Consider the following 18,316-nt stretch of genomic DNA (forward strand, 5'->3'; position numbering starts at 1 on the left):
CTTTGGCTGGCATATTTTTTTTGTTCTTCGGATTTCCTATTTTAATTATACCCTATTTAAATGCCGAACAGCTTACCCAACTCCTTAAACTGGGAACCTCTGCTCAGACTCGTCAAATCTACACCTCCTTGGAGCGATGAAGATTTCACCAGTGCCAAAAGCCAGATTCCCCCAACACCAGAACTCTGGCTAATCAGTAGCCCATAAATCTCTGAACAAGATAGGAAGCGCTGACGCGCCCCAGAATTCGACCCTTCAGAACAGGATTCTACCCATGAATATTTGGGAATTAGAACAAGCGGCTGACTGGCTCAATTTCCGCATTGATAGCCATAGCCATCGCTTCTATGAATAAATGAACAGTATTTGTGAGAGATACCCGCCACTCGACCTGTAGGGGTTATAATATCAAAGCTTCCTGTTGCTCGGCATAAGACTCTCCCAACATAAGAGCCGATCTTCTTGCCTTTAGTGACAACGGCTTGAAGAATATCGCCAGTCTGAAAACCAAAATGCTTCTTGATGTTCGACCGATGACGAATCGGAAAACCAAAAGCGTTCGAGCCACACATTTGACGATTACCATGTCCTGTTGCCTTGATAATCAAGGGTTTTGATACCAGGATTTTTAGGTTCTCTGGAGTTGATGCACCTACATTAGAGGCGTCTAACCAATGAGTTTTAGGTAAGCCTGATCTGCAACGATTGTATTTAGTCCTACCGCCTGTTCCCGTTTCTACAGGTAAACCCAACTCTTTAAGAGAGTTGAACAGTTTCCATCGAGTAGCATTAACAGCAGCAGTATCGGCTAACGGCTTCTTGGCTTGAGCAAGGATTGACTTGAGCAAGTCGGGCTTCTTTTTTAAGAACTGCTCAATAGGTTTATTCCCTTTCTTTTGGTTGCATTTTGTGCAACTTAAGGTCAAGTTAGACACACGGTTAGAACCACTTTTTGATCGAGGAATTATATGATCAATCTCTAGTCGAGTATCGGTAACACCACAGTAAGCGCATTTACGATGCCATTTTTCGAGCATATACTCCCTTAGTTCGTATCCAGCAAGTACACCTTGTTGGTACTCAATACCTGAAATTTCAGGATTCTGCATTAATTGAGTGTCAAATCGTACCAGTTCTGTTGAAATAGCTGTAATTGGAGACAGCCGCAACAGGCGTTTAACCCAAGTCAAGATATTATCAACTCGACTAATCAAAGACGGTGGCAACCACCCATCGTTACGTTTACGATTGTTGAACCGAGGTTGACGATAGCGAGTTTTACGATTTCTGCGAGAACGTCTTAGTTGCCTTCTGGAAGTTAAAGCCTCTCGAATCTGAAATCCTCTGTGAGTTAGTTCTGCTGCCCACAAAACGACATCGTTTCTCAAGATTGCTATTCCAGTGGTTTTTGCACCCGGGTCAATCTTAATTCTTAAAGGTTGATTGTTCCGTTCTTTAACTTCATCCTTCAAAACGATTGTGAATGGATACCTTTTAAAAACAGCAGCCTTACCTGCTTTGAGCAGCTTTCTGGCTCTAGCGGGATGAGTTGGGTTTAATGGTTTTTTGTCGTCGTTTAAGACAAATACAAACATGAGTTTTAATCTCCCTTACGGGGTAAAGTGAACCTCGACAATGTTCAGAATCGGTACTTTCTTCAGCACACTGGTTTAACCCTTGTACACCTGTTTAATGCTGAAGTTCTAGAGCCAAAAACTGGTTCATGCATTTTTGGGTAGGAACTTTAACACTTCTTCTGAACGGAGACTTCAAGAGTCCTAGTCTGGTCATGTAGACTTGTAGAAGTTATTCGAGCGTAGCAAGAATAAAGTCACACAAGCCTCTGCTTTTAAGCAGTGGGTTCATGACATTCTACGACAAAGATGGCACAGAACTTAAGGGATACGACCGAGTCATTTACACAGAACCGGGAGAAGAAACTCTCGATTTCACCCAACCCAATCAAATCGATAACTGGTTCCATGCTGAGTTAAAGCGTCACACGCCAAAGTCTGCCTGAAAAGGAGGGGGCAACCCCCTTTATTATAGTTATGACCGAGCCAATGAGAGACAAAAAAGCACTTCAAGACCTGGGACTCTACCAAACTCCAGTAACATTTCAGGTTTATCAACAACTACAAATAATGTGGCAGTTTTGCTATCAAACAGGTACATTAAACTATCCCGAACATACGGCACAACAGGCATTATCATTTGCCCTTCAATTAAATTTAGTTGAAGCCGCTGGGTTCATGAAAAACCATCCAGAAGACTACGACTATGGTCTTTACCACGGGAGATGGATGCTGGCTGGGGAGTTCAAGGGAGACGTAATTGCCATGCGCTGTCATGCCAGTAACTTGGGTCCTTCTGCCTTAAGCAACGTTCCTAGAACCTGTATTTCCGGCAGTCCTGACGGTCACGAATGGGGTTACGGTGGTTCTGGTCCTAATGATTTTGCCCTGGATATTCTCAATCAATTTTTGCCGGCGAACGGTGAGGATGCAATCAAAATGTACCGAGGTTATAGTTCTCGCGCTGCTGCTGACTTAAAACGAGCATTTTGTGCTGAGTTTATTGCAATAATGCCTAGGGAAGGTGGACAAATTTCCAATCAAGACATTGTTGATTGGATTGAACAACAAGGTTATAGTCCAAAAAGGTTTTAAGTTCGTCTATACCCTTCTACCTTTGCGCTAAATGAACCCCCTTATTTCAACCTTATCTATCTTGCCAGAACATTGGCTCATTATTCCTACCAATGGCAACAAACAACCCTTGGGATATCAGTGGCAACTCCATCCATTCTCTCCTTCGCAAATGGCAAAATTACTCACCCAAACTGGAGCAGTGCAAGTTCTAAATAAACATCGGGGGTTCTACCCAGTAACCCCCCAAGGTATTGGCTTGTTGTGCGGACAAACCGAGCCAGAATTCCTGCTGGCTGTGGATGTCGATGGAGAAAGCGCTCATGCTAAGATTCAGGAGTTATCTAGAGGGAGAGGACTTCCCAAAACTGTCGCTTTCACCTCTGGAAGACCAAGACGCGCTCAGTACCTGTTTTCTCTTCCCGGCATCAACCACCAACTCAAATCCTGTAAAATCTCTACAGCACCAGGGGAAGCTCTGGAACTGCGGGGTACTGGATTGCAATCTGTTCTACCTCCCTCTCCTCATCCCCTGACCGGCTCTTACAAGTGGCTTCCCCATTGCCGACCCGACCAAGCTGAGGTGGCGCACGCGCCCCAGTGGGCGATTGACAGAATGACAAACCCTGTTCGCCTATCAGAACTTTTGAAAATGCCCCGCCATAGCCATTTTAAAAAAACCGGACTCAGAGGGCTAATTGCACGACACTCAACACGGATATTAACACGGCTTTGCTCCTTTTAGAAGTGATTCATCCCCGGTTTGCTGACCAGTACGAGACTTGGATTTTTATCGGGATGAGCCTGAAATACATCAGCCCAAACTTACTCCCAGCTTGGGATGAGTGGAGTCAGCTATCTCCCAAATACAAGCCGGGGGAATGTGCTTACAAGTGGGGAACCTTTAACGGGCAAGGGATTACTGACAAAACCTTACATTATTATGCTAGAAATTCATGAAACCAGACCGAAATTTCGACCTTGATAACGACTCCATTCGCCTGGAATTCCTTAAAATCAACTACCAGCTTATTGCCGCCCTTGGCTGGCAGGGGTATTTAGAGACCGGACGCGGAGTTGTACTAATTGATTCTACCCGCGCCATCTATTCTCAAGACTCCGGAGTTAGTCCGCGACAAAGATGGCTATTAGGAACTACACCTGGATTTTACTTGGGTGAGCAAGATGAAGGGTTTCAAACTTTGATGAATGGCTCTTGGCCCGATGCTGAAACCGCAAAAAGAGTGGCTAACTACGACCCGACTCAAACGGTCATTACCTTGATTTGGTTCGGTGGCGAACAGGGAGATTTTATCGTGCAAGGCATTGGTTCTCCTGTACTACCACCTCCTGTTTGTTTTGAGCAGATGAATTCGCGCCTAGATGAATTCCGAATTTGAAAGCCTTATGCCAACCCCAGTACCTCAAGAACAGCCCCAAACAATCAATACTTCTGCTTCAGATAGCGATAGGGACTCCCATTTGCCATCGGGGAAAGATGATAGCACAAGTGGTGTCCCTACCACCGATTTGGACGGCTATAACTTCCATAAAACCCGAATCATTGTTCATCTAGAGATTCTCCCCAGTTCTGAAGATAACCAAAACCGAACCGTATCAATTGGCGTGGGAATCAAGAATGACCCGCCCCTATTGACCACAACTACACTCTCTTCCCTCAACCTGCCTCCAGTTATTCAACAGATGCTGGAGGAGTTAGAGTCCCAAATGCCAGAAAGGGCAGCTGCAGCAGTTGAGAGAAAGAAGCGGCTGCAACAACTAACCGTTCAAAGAGAACTCTCAACCCCAGCATCTACCTGCAATTTGCCTCCTGCCAAACCTTTGTCTCAAACTGATTCCTCTCCGACTGAACAACACCAATTAACGCTTTTCTAACCTCATTTTAGTCATGCCCAAAATCCTCCTCGAAGGTCAGGAAATTATCCTGACTCCTGAACAAGCTGCTACAGACCAAGCCATCACTGATACCCTGCTTCCCTTCTATCCAGATATTGCCAATGCTGACTTTAAACGCACCGAAAACGAGGGCGAAACCCTAATTGAAATTGTCAAACGACCTGGGACAAAAGGCAATACCCAGACTCCCTGGCAAATTTGGCAGAATGCTCCTGAATATATTAATCCAGTGATTCTATTGGCGGTACAACTTAAAGCACTAGAGATTCAAGGCGGATTAACCCTTGAAACGCTGATTCCGCTTCAGCCAACCCTCCAAGATGTCACTCACGTCGGGGAGAAAGCCTCTACGGAAACAAGGCGGGCTACCTCTGCTCTCAAATCGGCTTCACCCATTCCTGCTCAAACTCCACTGCTTGGCTTTTGATTGGTACAAATGACTCCGATTTTTACCTACGCTGAAGCCTTAGACTTCCTTGATTTACTCTCTATACCCCTCTCGTTTGCAGAGGGGATAGATTATTTACAAAGGCTTTCGCAACAAGTTATTCTATTGTCGCTGTATCGGGAGTATTTTCCGGCTGAGTGGACTCAATCAACAGCAAGTATCGAACCGGATTCTGAGGGTTGGGAATGCTCTCACAGTCCCAAAGAAATGGAATTCCTTCGCCTAGTTGAAGAACGACTCTTTCCCATCGGACTTGAGTGGGAATGGGGTGAGGCGCTGGAGGAGCGAATGTCGTATATTACGGTTTATCCCCATGATTTGGATTGGTATCAACGGGGAATTGATGAGTTTGATGAATTTCACCAGTTCCTTATCTATCTTTTGGGTCAGGAATTTCCGGTTTCGTTATGGCAAGAGCGGTTGGGGATAACCCTAGATTTTGTCCTTCCCGTCGAACAACTGGATTTTGATCGGTTGGAAATTCTCTGTCAATATGCTCCTAAACCCTTAGGCTATTTGTACGACGCCCTGAGTATTGTAGACCATTCGACCAATTGTATTTGGATTGATTCGTGTTGGGAATGTATGGAATATTTTGCCTGGTCAAGGCAAATTTTAGATGGTTTGACCGAACAGTGGAAACTGGCGTTGCAGTTATGGGATAAGGAAAGCCAACTTAGACGCTGGATTGCGGCAGATAAGACTCGATATTTGCCGCTCATTGACCTCTGGAATCAAGCTAAAATATCATGACACTACTCCCGCCCCTTCCCTCGATTGACCCTTCGATTATTGCCAATTCTCTGATTCACAAGGAAATCAACCATCAATCTCTCTGTCAATTGCTGATTTTAGATGGGCAATATATCGTTCGCTACCAAGAGGGAGAAGCAACCATCACCAAACTCATTTCCCCGGAAGCTGTTCGATTTGCTTTCACTCATCTATCGGTGGATTCAGGATTTCTCCCCCCTGGTGTTGTCCGCTGGGGGAGTGGTTCTGAGGGGGATTGGCTGGTTAAGTTTATCCCTCCTAACCGTTACCTAATCTGCTGCATTCTGGCTGACAAACCTCTCAGACTGGATATTCCGTTACCCGGTTTAATTTTCATGGGGAAGGGAAGTCGTTATTATCTTTGGGCGGTGAAGTCTCGCCACTTCGACAGTCTCGCCGAAGTTTTCCATGTTCCTTTACCGAATGTTTCCCCTTCAGGGGCGATTTGCTTTGGTTCTAACTCTGTTCCCAATGCTGCTTCAGCTACCCTTGACCACGTTTGGCAGCTTTTTCTCTCTAGTCCCTTTAATGGCGATAGTGCCAGTGGGAAATCAAAAGCTTATCCCGATGACGTGCGATCGCACCTTATTACCCTACAGGATGCGGGGAAGAAACGCTACCCACTCCGCGACTTGATCCCATACCGCTCTTATCGGTCTGCTCTAGAATGCGACACTCCTCAGGCTGGCACGGTCGAGGAAGTCATCAACCAAATCCTTTTATGAATAATACCATACCACCTTTGGTGCAATATCTGACTGCCCAATCGGACACATTACCGCCTATCCAGGCTCAGATGGTTGAGTACGTGATAGCTGGTAATGGAGTCTTTAAAAGAGGCAAGCGAGTTGGCTTAGAAATAATGATTCCCATTGCTGAATGTTCAATCGTGGGACTTGCGCCGATTCAACCCTACTTGCATCTAGATTACCCCAAAGTACCTGAACAATTATTCACAGAAATGCTCGTGCGCTCTCAAGAAGCCTATCCGAATGAAATTCTGTTTTATCTGCACGGGTTCAATGGACAATGGCAACTGGATATCCCAACTCAAACGGCTACTCCGACCTCGGTTCAACCTGTACTCGGAGCATCTTACCACAATACCTTGATTGAGGTTCACTCTCACCCGACTCTAAGTGCTGATTTCTCCTCTACAGACGACGCTGATGAGACGGGATTTCGGATTTTTGGAGTCTTGGGGACTCTCTTTTCCCAGCCGACGTTTCGGCTGCGAGTTGGGTTATATGGTGACTTTTGGCATATCCCAGCTCATTGGATATTTCAAATGCCTCAGCTAATTTTGGATAGAACGACTGAGAAACAATAATGATAGATTCAGAATACAGCCAAGCTTTACCTGTCATGGTAGGAGATTATCGGTATGTACAATTTATCCTCGTCGGATGTGGCGGAACGGGCGGGTTTCTCTCTCCCAGCCTCGCTCGTTTAATTCTCGCCCTTAACCAAGGGGGAAAGAGGGCTTTTGCTACTTTTGTTGACGCGGATAATGTTGAGTCTAAAAATATACCCCGGCAAAACTTTGTCCAAGCTGAGATGGGATTCAATAAAGCTCAAGTGTTGGCTCGACGGTACAGTCTGGCTTATGGACTGGAAATTCGGGCAATTGCTTCTTCGTTTGAAGCGGAAATGGTTAAGCCAGAATGGGGGAAAGTGACTGTTGTTATTGGAGCGGTGGACAATGCGGCGGCACGAACGGAAATTGCCAAAACCTTGGAGATTAATCTAAACTATCAAGTTCCTAATATTTGGTGGCTGGATTGCGGTAATCAGGGTAATGGGATACCAGCGGGTCAAGTGCTATTGGGTTCTACCCATTCTCTGACGCTTCAAAATGCTTTTAATCACCCCGATACACCAAATTTTTGTGTCAACCTACCGTCTCCTAGTGTAGTAGCGCCGACATTATTAACGCCTGAAAAAGAAGCTCTGCAATCAAGTCGTTTATCTTGTGCGGAGATGGCTAGGTTAAATCAACAAGCTCTGTTCATTAATCAACGAGTTGCCGCTGAAGCGATAGAGATATTGGCACAACTAACTCTTACCAGGGGACTGAAGCGTTTTGCTACCTATTTTCATGGGGAAGTTGGTAGCAGCCGTTCTGTGTACAGTTCGCCTAATACGCTGGTCAATTTTTTTCAAAAAATCTAATACATTTGGCTTTTCATGATGTAACATAAAATAATTACACTTTTGGGATGCCCAGGTAAGTTTTTCACAAAGAGGTTGCCATGAAACTAACTGGTCAACAGTATCAACTATTAACTCATATTCTTCTCAATGCCTTTGTTTCTCAAGCAAGGCTAGCCCAGATGGTAAGGTTCAGACTGGACAAGAATCTTAATGCAATTGCTCTCGGAGATGACTTACAAGAGATTGTCTTCAAATTGATAGGTACGGCTGAGGCTGAAGGATGGATAGCTCAACTCATCACTGCCGCTCGCGAGTCGAACCCAGGTAATCCGGATTTACTTGCCTTTGCCCAGCAATTTGGTCTAGCTCCCATTACGCCGTCTCGCCCAGAACTTGAAAAAATCATCAGAGCAACAAACAGTTTCTTGGACATTAATGCATGGCGCGAACGATTGGGAAAAATTGAGGCACAAGTATGCCGTATCGAAATTGCTTCAAACCTAGGCACAATTTTTGGGACAGGCTTTCTGCTAGGACCAAGTGTGGTTATGACCAATTACCATGTAGTGGAAGCAGTCATCCTGGGTGAACAAGGGCTTACAACTAGCAGGGGGGTACGAGCTATGCCCAGTGATGTAACTTTACGCTTTGACTACAAAAGGTTGGCTGATGGCACAACCCTCAATCATGGCATCGAGTACCGTTTGTCAGGACGAGACTGGTTAATTGATAAAAGCTCATACGTTGCAGAGGATCGGATACCACAACCTGACGAACTAGATTATGCGCTGCTCAAGATAGATGGTTCCCCTGGCTATGAGCCAATTGGGAGAAAAGCTGAACCAGAAGCCCCCCAGCGCGGGTGGATTGAGACACCTACTGAAGCACATGATTTCCTTATTGGCACTCCACTGTTCATCGTACAGCATCCGAAAGCGGAGCCGCTGAAACTTGGGATTGATACGGATGCAGTTATCGGACTCAACGAGAATGGTACAACCGTTACCTACAAGACTAATACGCTACGAGGTTCGTCGGGATCACCCTGCTTTAATAGCAATTGGGAATTAGTTGCGCTACATCATAGTGGTGATCCTGATTTTTCAAACCCCACCTATAATGCAGGAACCCCCTTCAAGGCGATTTTAGCGCTCCTGGAAAAGCGAGGTGTTAGGAACTTCTTAGGCGAACAGAAACTGTAAACTAAGTACTTATATAGTGTTTTCAGACTCGATGTGATACAGCCTTTCCAAGAGTAGAACCGCGCTGTCTGACTCGTTACTGTACTACACCGTGTTAGAAAGTGCTGTATATACGTCTGGGGTAAGGCGAGCCACAATGTTGCTTCCTTTTAGGACACGACGAGTGAGAGCGGAGGAAACGTCAAACAACAAGCTATGAAACTAAGTGGTAAACAATACGAAGAGTTACAAAAAGCCCTTGAGAGCGCTTTCCACACGCCTTCTGAATTGGAGCGGATGGTTTGTTTTAAGTTAGACGAAAATTTACATACTATCGCCAGCAATGGTAATTTATCTGAGATAATCTTTCAGTTAATAGCTTGGGCAGAATCTAAAGAGAGAGTATCAGAACTGATCGAAAAAGCCTGTGAAGCAAAACCTGGCAACCTGGATTTAAAAAATTTTGCCGAGCGATTGGTACGGATTGAGTCTGAAGTTAAGCTGTGTTCTGAGCGGGAGATAGATTACACTAGACTGCGTGGCTGGCTAGAAGCGAAGATGTGGAAAGAAGCTGACCAAGAAACAGAAAGAGTTATGCTCAAGGCTGCCAGTCGAGGAAAGAAAGGTTGGCTTGACCTAGAATCCATCAATAAATTCCCATGTCAAGACCTGCGTACCATCGACCAGCTTTGGGTAAAATACTCCAAAGGACACTTTGGTTTTAGTGTACAGAAGTGTATTTGGGAAAGTGTAGGGGGAACCCCAGACTCCAACTGGGAAACCTATTGCCTCTTTGGTGAGCGTGTTGGATGGCGCTTGAAAGGAGACGATAATGAAACCAGATGGTTGTTCTACCCTGACCTCACATTCAACCATTCTGCTCCGGCAGGGCATCTTCCTTGTGGGTCTTCAATTCCCCTTTGGCGTCGATTTCATTCTAGGGGCAACCTCATAGTAGGTTGTTGGCTGATAACCCTTTTCTCTCGCGTTGACAGTTGCAACCTTTAGGGATCATGAGCTACCAGTTAGCCATTCATTGATAGCTCCTCATTCTCCCCCCAATCTCATTGCAATAGCACTACATAATCAAGCTATTAATCAGTTCATCTAGCTGACTCTCCACCAAATTCAGTTCCTGAGATATTAACTGCAACTGCCGCAATTTTTGATCTACATTTGCTTGTCCTTTTTGCTTTTCGGTAAAGACTGATTCCACTTGATCTCGAACACTTTGGATTTCCTTACCGAGTCCCCGATCTACAGCCTGCTTGAATTCATTGAGCTGGGCAATAACTGCATTAGCAATCTCATCAGCTTTTTGGTAACTTGATTGGCGGATTTGATTTACATATTCTTGAACAACTACTTTTTTAATTTTGTCGTTAGTTGATTTCATCTTGAACACCCCTTGAATCACACCGCCCGCCATCATCGCCGGAATGAGTACCCAAGGATTAAAACCAACTAGTACAATAGTTGCAATACCAATTGCTATCTGTGGCAAAATACTTTTGAGCATCTCCTCATAGCCAAAGACAGCTCCGAGGGCAGCTGATCCTAAACCACCAACAATGAACCCACCAGCGGCAGCCAGCAGTCGCTCGATAGCAGAAACCTTCTTTTCTGGATCAACGGCTTTAGTCGAGACAGAAGTTCCGGTAACCTGTAAGCGCAAGTCGTCCAGTTTACGAATAAACTCCTGTGCCTTAGCATCAAGTTCAGCCTTGAGACTTTCCAGACGGCGAGCGATTAAGGGTTGTAGCTCTGAGCGTTGCCAATTTGCTAATTCCCCTTCAATTTGAGCAGAAAGATATTCTGTTACTTCCGTAACTACCCTTTCTATCTGCTTGGTCATGAACTCTAGTTTGAAAAACTCCACTGGCTGTTGAATAGTATAGTTATTAGCCCAATCGGAAATTTTTTGGTCAGTCAGTTCACGATAGAAACCTAAAGCTTGGTCTTTCACAGAGAGCTTTGTGTCTTCCAGAAAATTAGAGATTCGGGTAACAATTTGCTGCCGTTGAATTTCTAGTTGTCTTAGTGGTTCCTGAGCTTCCGCATACCGCCTTTCAAGAGTATTGAGATCTGTTCTTAGTAAAGCTTCTCGTTCAGGAATTAGTCGCCGTGCCTCGCGAATTCCTCCTCTCAGTTCCATTGCTGGTCGTAGTAGCTTTACCCTTCCTTTTTCGGTAGTTAAAAAATTGGCTAGTTCGCCCTCGACTTGGGATATACCTGAGTTTGCAACTCGTTGTTCATCACCATCAAGACGTCCTTCTAGAGCATCAAGAGAATCAATGAAAAACACTTTATCAGAACCCCGTTGGGTACGTGGTGCTAACTTAGCAAACGCATAGTCTTTGATACTTTCTCGTTCCTTGCGCCGAATCATATTGAACCGATTGCAAATGAAAAAGATGTCCTCATGTCCTGTACTTCTTAAGGTATTGTCAATAAAATTCAGTTCAGACGACGAGGCTAGGGCTTCACAGGAAAGAACAAAAAGGATGGCATCAACTCTAGACAAATAATCCGTCGTAATTTTTTGACGAATCTCATTTTCATTAAGACCTGGAGAGTCAATAATTTCTACCCCATTTCGACAGAGAACTAGAGGCCAAAATAGCTCAATTTTTTCATAAGGATTACTATGAATAGCTTCTTTTTCATTCAGACCGTCTTGAATCACGACATACTGCTCAATTTCTTTTATAGAAACGGGTTTAGGCGGAAGCTGTGAACCATCTTTAGACTGCTCATAGTGAAGTAAAGCTCTTGGAGATTCTCCCCATTTAACTTCGTTAATAATTGCCGTGCAAGGTTTAGCATAAGCTGGCAAAATTTCATCTCCAAGTAGAGCATTAATAAAGGTACTTTTACCGCGTTTAAATTCTCCCAGTATTAGCACCTTAAAATTATCAGCAAGAACTCGTTCTTGTAACGAATGAAGTGTATCCTCCCAGCCCGTCATGTTGAGAGAACTGAAAAGCACTAATTGCTTCTCTATTAAAAATTCAAGGATTTTGCGCTTTTCCTGAAAATATTCGTATTGCTGCTGGTTAACTGAACTATTCATTGGAGTGTCCTCATCTAAATCAACTTATTTTTTCAGGGCTTGGATAATCTCAGTTTTCAGGTTAAAAGTATCGTTAATCATCTGCTCCCACACTTGTTCATCCTGATGAACTCCGTTAGTTTGAATTGCCAGAGTTTTGGACTGCTGCCACACTATTTGCTCTTGTTTGGTCTCTTCAGAAATTTGGTTATATAACTGGCGCAGAGATTCGCCAATGCCTCGACAGTATTCATCAATAGCTTTGTCAATAACACATCGCAGTTCTTGAGTTAACAAATTCCTTTGTTCCTCAACTTCTTTATTAATGATTTGTTCTCCTAAAATCCAGACTACAGTACTGGTAACGATGCCAATAGGTCCACCGAGAACATAGCTGCCAATCATTGCAGCACTGCTACCAATTCTTGTCAATAATCGATACTGTCGTACATCGGCCAGGGATAAATCTCGAAAACTAGGCAAAATTTCTTGGGTCGCTGAAGCATCAACAGTGGTTCGATAGCTTTGAGTAGGAAAAGTTCTTGATACCTCCTCTTGAAGCCACTCTATATCTTGAGCAAGCACTTTCATCAGTAAATTTTCTAGTTTTCGACTAAGAACAACTAATTCTCGCCGAAGACGGAAAGGAAAGTCTTGCTCCCACCAAGTTTTTGGATTGGGTGTCTTTTTTAGTTCAAAGGTGAGAAGCTCCAATAAATCTGTTTTAGCACTGACAATTCTTGATTGTAGGTTTTTGTAGCACTGTAGACGTCGCTGCTCTAGGTTTAGCCGAATTTGCTCCCAACCCAATTGAGCCTCCTGCATTGCTGCTTGTGCCTGCTGTGAAGCCTTCTCTTTTTCGGCAATACCCATTTGAGCAATAGCAATCTTTGCTTTTCCAATTTCTATCAATTGCTTAAGACACTGCACCAGTTGACCAGCTACTTGTCGGCTACGCCAAACCCTGCGCTCTCCTTTAACCACCATCATTTCAATTTGAGTTTGTACAGCTTCCAATGCCCGTGCCTCCGATCTCGCCCGATCAATTGGATGCAAGGGCAAAACAGGAATTTTGGCCGAGATTCGGGCAACCCGTTCGCGAATATCTGCAAGGACACTGATTCTTTCTTCCTCAGAAATAGTGTCGAGTTTAGAAACAACAACTAGAACACGAGGCACATTACGCCCAATCACCTCTTGCTCTAGAAAAGCCACTTCCGTCAGACTAAGAGGCAGAGTGCCACTGACCAACATTACCGCTGCGTCACACTGACTGAGCAAACTAAATACTTGAGCTGCACGACGGCTGGTAAGGTCTCCAGCTCCTGGTGTGTCAATCAACTCAACATCAATCTTTTGTAACCAAGGGTGATTCAAAGTCAGCCGCACTTGTGCCAATACATCTTGATTTTTAGCTGTTGCCTCAGGAACCAGCAAGTCCTGCCATGAGTCTTCCTGTAGGGGTCGCACCTCCGGGAGCCTTTGAGGAAAACGCACTTCCATACTGTCTTCTAACCCCGGCACAATTGAGATGAGAGTAGCAGTTGTAGGCAAGTTGCCAACTGGCAGGAGTGGCTGCTCCAACAGACGGTTAATCAAAGTGCTTTTACCACGACTGAATTCGCCAACGAACGCCAGTCGGAAACCAGGCAAACGTAGCCGACTATCCAAAGCTTGAAGATCAGTAACAACCTCTTGCAGTTCTCGGGCTTCCGCTAGCATCAGACCTTGGTGGAGCCAAGACTCTACCTGTTTAGTTAAATCAGTGGGAGGTGTTAATTCCAGAAGTGGGGTGATGGACTCCTGGAAAGATGGTTCTTCCGCTACTAATTTAGCAGGGACTGAAACCTCTGCTTTCTGGTTTTGTGTCGATGACTCACTACTCGACTGAGGAGAAGCCAATACAAAAGCTGACACATCAGGGCGCAACCATTGTTTACTGGTAGGAATCAAAGCCCAGTAATAGGGATAGACTGCCTCTGGCAGAAGTCCGGCATAGTGTGGAGCTAGACTAGAAAGATGAGCTTGCTGGTTGGGATTTGATGAGAGAAACTGATCGAGTACTAGGAATAGAGCATTTTCACGACGAGTCTGCTCTGGTATCCCCAATGTGACCCTAGTATCAGCCGGACTAGCAGTAATGACTCCAGATTGTCGCAATGCCGCTGTTTCTTCATACCAAAGCAAGTTAATTGTTTGAGCCACTACTTGCTCTGGCCAAACCCATTCTATCGCTCCCCAAGGAGGATTTAACCCTGCTGACCTATTCTCAAGCTGTATAGGAACTGCCAATAAAGTGAGAATTCGCCAACGCTTCCCACGCTTCACTGGTACTGGCGCTAGCGCTACTGATTCCAATGTGACCCACTCTCGTAAACCAGGGCTACGATGAATGCCACGGATTAAAGCTTCAACTCCCATAGGTTCTGAAAGTGATCGAACCGAAAGTTGGCTTAGTAAATCTCTATCAATCGTCATTTCTGATGCTCCTGCTACAGGATTATTCACTTCATAGGGGCTTGTGCTATGACCAGATGGTTGCCAAAATCACGCCAAGCATTGAGAAAATCTAAGGCATCGACAACCTTCATTCGACCGTCGGTTGTGAGACTGTCATTGAGGAGGATTTTTATTGATCCATCTTGACTCTGGTGAATGCCGGTAACCCAGACTGCGTGACCAGCGTCCACTTGTTCAATCGGCATACCTGTTGATGCATCCCTTAGGGGGTTCCAAATTTCATTGCCATCAAGAGCAACAATCACTTTGTCACCTCGCTCTAAGGCATCAGCAATATCAACCAAAGTCGCGTCATAAGTCTGCTCTGTCTCCACCCCATATGCTTCTAAGACTTTACCTAGAGCGTCCTGTTGCGTACCTGTGCTAGGGTCATACCAGCCATTAGCTTCAGCGAACTCGCAGGTTGCATCTTTCGGCAATTTAACTCCCTTGAGCGATTCGCAGACTTCAAGTTGGGTAACTACAGCGCAGGAAGCCGCATCAGTTTGTGGCTGCCAAAATTGAGCATCTAGATGTGGCTCACCTACACCGTTGAAGGGTTCATCCGGAGTCCAATTCGTGCGATGGTGATACCATTCCATAGAGTCAAGTTCCTGTAGCTTATTCAAAAGCTCATCACTCATCCACAGTTCTGGAGATTCCCTGTCTGAGGTAGCACTCTCAGGATTTGACAGATGTTCAACTGGCAGCTTAGAGGCAGGTTCTTGCCAAGAGTCAGATGCAGATTGATTCGTTAACTCGGTCTCTTGACCTACGCTCAGTTCACTCTCAACCTCTGGCGATTCCATATCTTGCTGGTGGGTTATTGTGGTTGCGGATTCATCAGTCACCTCGGTGTTAAGACTTACATCCTCATCACTCTTGTTCTCTGACTGGTTAGCTGTATCTGTTGCTAATTCATTAGCAGCATCGGTATCTAAACTTTCACTCCAGTTACTTTCTAACTCTGACAGTTCCATCTCTGGTGGGAGTGTTCCCTCTGTAGCCAATTCATCTATAGCCATAGTCTCATCCCAGCCAGACTCATTATTGATGGTTGAAAAGATGTCGTCGAACATACTGCCTCTCTACATTTCTCATACAGTAATTTCTGCTAATCTTTGCTGTTGTGCAGACAAAGCTTTTTTGCGTCGCTCTATCTCTGAGAGATTGCTTTTAGTTGAAGCTTGTAACTGATGCAACCGCTGTAATTCCTCTCTTTGTTCCTCCAACATTACATCAACAACCGCTTTATACTGTTTTATGTACTGATCAATTTGCTGGTCTAGTGCAACCATTGCTTTTCGTGCGTAGATCTGCATAGCTTCTTGAGCTTGTTTCCTGACAACGTCAAAGTAAGTATCAAGGTTAGGGTATAGTTGCTCCCAGATCTTTTGCTTGCGTTCATCAAGGGAAGGCATAAAAAAACCAGACAGGAAAAAGCCAACAACTCCTCCCACGACAGTACCAACACCGGGCAAAATCAGGCTACCAATTACTGCACCTGTTGCCCCACCTTTCATGACAGTTTTACCATCCTTCTCGTCTAGTTCACTTTGGCATGATTGCATTGATGTAAAAACATCGGATGTATTAAGTTTTACGCTACTACTCCTTGAGTCTATGGTTATCCTCCAGTTCTTGCCAAGAGCTTGAAGCCGACGATATGCCTCGAAAAATTTGCCGTCAAAGTAAAGCTCCGCTTTTTGTGCCGCTTGTGAGAGTTTCTCGAACTCCCCTTGCAGGTCATTTTGGAGACACTGCTGACCTTCTTTTAAAAGAGCTTCAGCTTTAGTTTGGACAACACTGTCCAGTTCGCCCAAATTATTAACATCCGAAATCGCGTTATGGATATTCGAGCGAGTTTTTTCTTGATGTTCGGCGATGCAGACGCTGATTTTTGCAGCCGTTTTAGAAATAGCCTTCTCAATCATTCGGCGGCAGACTCGATGTTGCTCAATTGCAAACGAATTAAGGTCTTGAATCGTTTCACTTTTAATGGTAGCTTGACAAGTTTCATACTGCTCCCACTGCACAAGCAAATAACCTTCCAATTGTTCCAAGAGTCTGGTCAACAAGCGCAGTACATTTTCGGCAATGCTTAGAATTCTTTCACGGCGAAGCCTCTGCTGTAGTAAGGTTTCTAACTCACTGAACCTGTCTTGCCAGAGTAATAAATGTTCAGGGATATCTTCTTCTCCTGTGAGGTCATCAATGATAATTTGAGGCGCGGCAGCAAAGATAACGGCTTTCTTGATGCCCAAAGCATTTTTGAGCCGATTTTCAATATTTTCGATTATAACCTTCTGTTCTCGTTTGCGAATTTGATCCATTTTAGTAACAACAAAAATGCACCGATGCAAAAAGGGGTGTAGTGAATCGGCGAGAAAATTGACCAGAGTCTGTGAGAGTGGTGTGGTAGCTGGGATAACTACAACTGCTGCATCTGCTTCACTTTCGATGATTCTGCGGGTAATGGCTCCATGTTTGGGGTTAGTCGCATTAGTCCCCGGTGTATCAATAATCACAATGTTGTTAGCCAAGAAGCTAGCTGGATGGTAGATGGTCAGAGATGCAACTTCTTTGGCTACTTCATCTTGAGAGGTGACCACATGAATAAAATGTCTAGTATCAATACCATCAACTCCCGCTAGCCAGGGGACAGTGATTTGTTTGGCATTCTTCTTGGTCTTAAGTATTCCTGGTCGCGAACCTTTGAAAGAGGTTTCTACTATGAGATCATTACCATGCCGTAGTCGAGTAGCGGCAGTGGTGGCAACCAGAGCTGATGTTTTGAGCAAATCGTCCCGTAGCAGAGCGTTAATCAAGGTACTCTTGCCACTAGAAAATTCCCCAACTATGGCTAAGTAAAGGTAGGGGTCTTGTCGCCGCTGCTGAATGCGGTCAATCTGTTGGTGCAATTCAGCACGTATCGATTCAGAAATATCGGAGTGAGCAATAACCTCTATCGCAAACTGCAAATGCTCATCACACCCTGTTAATGCTTCTAGTTGTTCGAGGGACACCAGTAAATTCGGCTGAGTCATGACAGAGTTCCTCTTTACAAGAGCGAGAGTGACAGTGCAGTATGGAAAAAACATACAATGACTCTGCTTCCCTCTTCGTGAGGATGAGAGCAGAACTAGGGATGGAGTCCATTTCTAAGTGGAATGAGTTGATGTAGGCTTGGGAAAGGAGTTAATCGAGTATTTTTCCTCGTATTCTGACATGTTATTCATTGTGCTAGCCTCATGATTGCCTGTCTAAGGTGTTGGTATCTCTGAGCCAGGTGAGCTTATGCAGTGAGTGATCACTTTTAATCATCCAATCTTCTAGAAACTGAAAGTATTCCGTTGCTCATATCTTACACCAGCCAGGATAAATCCCTAAGCTGAAGTTCCCCCGGTACAGATGTACGATACCCAGCGTTAAAGCTTATCCCGTAAGGGTTTGAGTGATTATCGGTAAAAAGCCTACTGGGTACAATCCCCATCTCAAACGCGACTTAATTATCTCCAACTTTCCCTTCGGAACTACCGCCCCCTTTGACCCCAAATACAACCCAATTGTCAGCAACCTGCACAACTACTTCTGGGCAAAAAGCTGGGACGCATTGCGAAACGGTGGCATTATTGCCGCGATA

The 18,316-nt window shown here is 44.8% G+C and carries 19 protein-coding genes; 14 read left to right on the forward strand and 5 right to left on the reverse strand.

The window, feature by feature from the left end; all coding sequences use genetic code 11:
• Window positions 1-311: 311 nt before the first annotated feature.
• Window positions 312-1,595 (reverse strand): RNA-guided endonuclease IscB, encoded by a 1,284-nt coding sequence (gene iscB, locus ACLGGO_RS31075; protein ID WP_446422192.1) that lies wholly within the window; start codon window positions 1,593-1,595, stop codon window positions 312-314.
• Window positions 1,596-1,864: 269 nt separating this feature from the next.
• Between iscB and ACLGGO_RS31080 the strand changes: the two genes are divergently transcribed.
• From ACLGGO_RS31080 to ACLGGO_RS31140, 13 genes are all read left to right on the forward strand, one after another.
• Window positions 1,865-2,020: a hypothetical protein gene (locus ACLGGO_RS31080; RefSeq protein WP_446422193.1), complete on the forward strand. Its 156-nt coding sequence runs from the start codon at window positions 1,865-1,867 to the stop codon at window positions 2,018-2,020.
• Window positions 2,021-2,063: 43 nt separating this feature from the next.
• Window positions 2,064-2,669, forward strand: a complete 606-nt coding sequence (locus ACLGGO_RS31085; protein ID WP_446422194.1) for a DUF6166 domain-containing protein — start codon at window positions 2,064-2,066, stop codon at window positions 2,667-2,669.
• A 61-nt stretch (window positions 2,670-2,730) separates the two neighbouring features.
• Window positions 2,731-3,393: a bifunctional DNA primase/polymerase gene (locus ACLGGO_RS31090; protein WP_446422195.1), complete on the forward strand. Its 663-nt coding sequence runs from the start codon at window positions 2,731-2,733 to the stop codon at window positions 3,391-3,393.
• Window positions 3,381-3,608 (forward strand): PriCT-2 domain-containing protein, encoded by a 228-nt coding sequence (locus tag ACLGGO_RS31095; RefSeq protein ID WP_446422196.1) that lies wholly within the window; start codon window positions 3,381-3,383, stop codon window positions 3,606-3,608. Before ACLGGO_RS31090 ends, ACLGGO_RS31095 begins: the two co-directional genes overlap by 13 nt.
• Window positions 3,605-4,048, forward strand: a complete 444-nt coding sequence (locus ACLGGO_RS31100; protein WP_446422197.1) for a hypothetical protein — start codon at window positions 3,605-3,607, stop codon at window positions 4,046-4,048. The genes ACLGGO_RS31095 and ACLGGO_RS31100 overlap by 4 nt, the downstream gene beginning before the upstream one ends.
• Window positions 4,032-4,544 carry a hypothetical protein gene (locus tag ACLGGO_RS31105; RefSeq protein WP_446422198.1) on the forward strand — a complete coding sequence of 171 codons (513 nt, stop codon included), beginning with the start codon at window positions 4,032-4,034 and terminating at the stop codon, window positions 4,542-4,544. The genes ACLGGO_RS31100 and ACLGGO_RS31105 overlap by 17 nt, the downstream gene beginning before the upstream one ends.
• A gap of 13 nt (window positions 4,545-4,557) precedes the next feature.
• On the forward strand, window positions 4,558-4,992 hold the full coding sequence (locus ACLGGO_RS31110) for a hypothetical protein (RefSeq protein WP_446422199.1): 435 nt from the start codon (window positions 4,558-4,560) through the stop codon (window positions 4,990-4,992).
• Between the two features lie 9 nt (window positions 4,993-5,001).
• Window positions 5,002-5,766: a hypothetical protein gene (locus ACLGGO_RS31115; protein ID WP_446422200.1), complete on the forward strand. Its 765-nt coding sequence runs from the start codon at window positions 5,002-5,004 to the stop codon at window positions 5,764-5,766.
• Window positions 5,763-6,512, forward strand: coding sequence for a hypothetical protein (locus tag ACLGGO_RS31120; protein WP_446422201.1), 750 nt, complete (start codon window positions 5,763-5,765; stop codon window positions 6,510-6,512). The genes ACLGGO_RS31115 and ACLGGO_RS31120 overlap by 4 nt, the downstream gene beginning before the upstream one ends.
• Complete coding sequence (locus ACLGGO_RS31125) at window positions 6,509-7,117, forward strand: Mov34/MPN/PAD-1 family protein (RefSeq protein ID WP_446422202.1); 609 nt, start codon at window positions 6,509-6,511, stop codon at window positions 7,115-7,117. Before ACLGGO_RS31120 ends, ACLGGO_RS31125 begins: the two co-directional genes overlap by 4 nt.
• On the forward strand, window positions 7,117-7,959 hold the full coding sequence (locus tag ACLGGO_RS31130; RefSeq protein ID WP_446422203.1) for a ThiF family adenylyltransferase: 843 nt from the start codon (window positions 7,117-7,119) through the stop codon (window positions 7,957-7,959). The genes ACLGGO_RS31125 and ACLGGO_RS31130 overlap by 1 nt, the downstream gene beginning before the upstream one ends.
• Window positions 7,960-8,039: 80 nt before the next feature.
• A complete protein-coding gene (locus tag ACLGGO_RS31135; RefSeq protein WP_446422204.1) occupies window positions 8,040-9,143 on the forward strand; it encodes an effector-associated domain EAD1-containing protein in 1,104 nt (367 codons plus the stop codon).
• Between the two features lie 195 nt (window positions 9,144-9,338).
• Window positions 9,339-10,130, forward strand: a complete 792-nt coding sequence (locus ACLGGO_RS31140; RefSeq protein WP_446422205.1) for a GUN4 domain-containing protein — start codon at window positions 9,339-9,341, stop codon at window positions 10,128-10,130.
• Between the two features lie 70 nt (window positions 10,131-10,200).
• Here the strand turns inward: ACLGGO_RS31140 and ACLGGO_RS31145 are convergent, their stop codons facing one another.
• The 4 genes from ACLGGO_RS31145 to ACLGGO_RS31160 are packed head-to-tail and all read right to left on the reverse strand — an operon-like array spanning window position 10,201 to window position 17,720.
• Complete coding sequence (locus ACLGGO_RS31145; protein WP_446422206.1) at window positions 10,201-12,195, reverse strand: dynamin family protein; 1,995 nt, start codon at window positions 12,193-12,195, stop codon at window positions 10,201-10,203.
• Window positions 12,196-12,219: 24 nt separating this feature from the next.
• Window positions 12,220-14,652, reverse strand: coding sequence for a dynamin family protein (locus ACLGGO_RS31150; RefSeq protein WP_446422207.1), 2,433 nt, complete (start codon window positions 14,650-14,652; stop codon window positions 12,220-12,222).
• Window positions 14,653-14,678: 26 nt separating this feature from the next.
• Window positions 14,679-15,752 (reverse strand): hypothetical protein, encoded by a 1,074-nt coding sequence (locus ACLGGO_RS31155; RefSeq protein WP_446422208.1) that lies wholly within the window; start codon window positions 15,750-15,752, stop codon window positions 14,679-14,681.
• An 18-nt stretch (window positions 15,753-15,770) separates the two neighbouring features.
• Window positions 15,771-17,720, reverse strand: a complete 1,950-nt coding sequence (locus tag ACLGGO_RS31160; RefSeq protein ID WP_446422209.1) for a dynamin family protein — start codon at window positions 17,718-17,720, stop codon at window positions 15,771-15,773.
• 407 nt (window positions 17,721-18,127) lie between these two features.
• Between ACLGGO_RS31160 and ACLGGO_RS31165 the strand changes: the two genes are divergently transcribed.
• Window positions 18,128-18,316 (forward strand): hypothetical protein (locus ACLGGO_RS31165; protein ID WP_446422210.1); only part of this gene is annotated, 189 nt, incomplete at its 3' end.

Origin of the sequence: Coleofasciculus sp., from assembly GCF_046565525.1 — a bacterium.
GTDB lineage: Bacteria > Cyanobacteriota > Cyanobacteriia > Cyanobacteriales > Coleofasciculaceae > Coleofasciculus.

Excerpts from the sequence above, each read along its gene's own strand:
- ACLGGO_RS31080 (WP_446422193.1), top strand. The coding sequence starts at position 1,865 with ATGACATTCTACGACAAAGATGGCACAGAACTTAAGGGATACGACCGA.
- ACLGGO_RS31160 (WP_446422209.1), bottom strand. The coding sequence starts at position 17,720 with ATGACTCAGCCGAATTTACTGGTGTCCCTCGAACAACTAGAAGCATTA.
- ACLGGO_RS31105 (WP_446422198.1), top strand. The coding sequence starts at position 4,032 with ATGAATTCCGAATTTGAAAGCCTTATGCCAACCCCAGTACCTCAAGAA.
- ACLGGO_RS31100 (WP_446422197.1), top strand. The coding sequence starts at position 3,605 with ATGAAACCAGACCGAAATTTCGACCTTGATAACGACTCCATTCGCCTG.
- ACLGGO_RS31140 (WP_446422205.1), top strand. The coding sequence starts at position 9,339 with ATGAAACTAAGTGGTAAACAATACGAAGAGTTACAAAAAGCCCTTGAG.
- ACLGGO_RS31130 (WP_446422203.1), top strand. The coding sequence starts at position 7,117 with ATGATAGATTCAGAATACAGCCAAGCTTTACCTGTCATGGTAGGAGAT.
- iscB (WP_446422192.1), bottom strand. The coding sequence starts at position 1,595 with ATGTTTGTATTTGTCTTAAACGACGACAAAAAACCATTAAACCCAACT.
- ACLGGO_RS31150 (WP_446422207.1), bottom strand. The coding sequence starts at position 14,652 with ATGACGATTGATAGAGATTTACTAAGCCAACTTTCGGTTCGATCACTT.
- ACLGGO_RS31115 (WP_446422200.1), top strand. The coding sequence starts at position 5,002 with ATGACTCCGATTTTTACCTACGCTGAAGCCTTAGACTTCCTTGATTTA.
- ACLGGO_RS31145 (WP_446422206.1), bottom strand. The coding sequence starts at position 12,195 with ATGAATAGTTCAGTTAACCAGCAGCAATACGAATATTTTCAGGAAAAG.
- ACLGGO_RS31135 (WP_446422204.1), top strand. The coding sequence starts at position 8,040 with ATGAAACTAACTGGTCAACAGTATCAACTATTAACTCATATTCTTCTC.
- ACLGGO_RS31125 (WP_446422202.1), top strand. The coding sequence starts at position 6,509 with ATGAATAATACCATACCACCTTTGGTGCAATATCTGACTGCCCAATCG.
- ACLGGO_RS31110 (WP_446422199.1), top strand. The coding sequence starts at position 4,558 with ATGCCCAAAATCCTCCTCGAAGGTCAGGAAATTATCCTGACTCCTGAA.
- ACLGGO_RS31085 (WP_446422194.1), top strand. The coding sequence starts at position 2,064 with ATGAGAGACAAAAAAGCACTTCAAGACCTGGGACTCTACCAAACTCCA.
- ACLGGO_RS31155 (WP_446422208.1), bottom strand. The coding sequence starts at position 15,752 with ATGTTCGACGACATCTTTTCAACCATCAATAATGAGTCTGGCTGGGAT.
- ACLGGO_RS31120 (WP_446422201.1), top strand. The coding sequence starts at position 5,763 with ATGACACTACTCCCGCCCCTTCCCTCGATTGACCCTTCGATTATTGCC.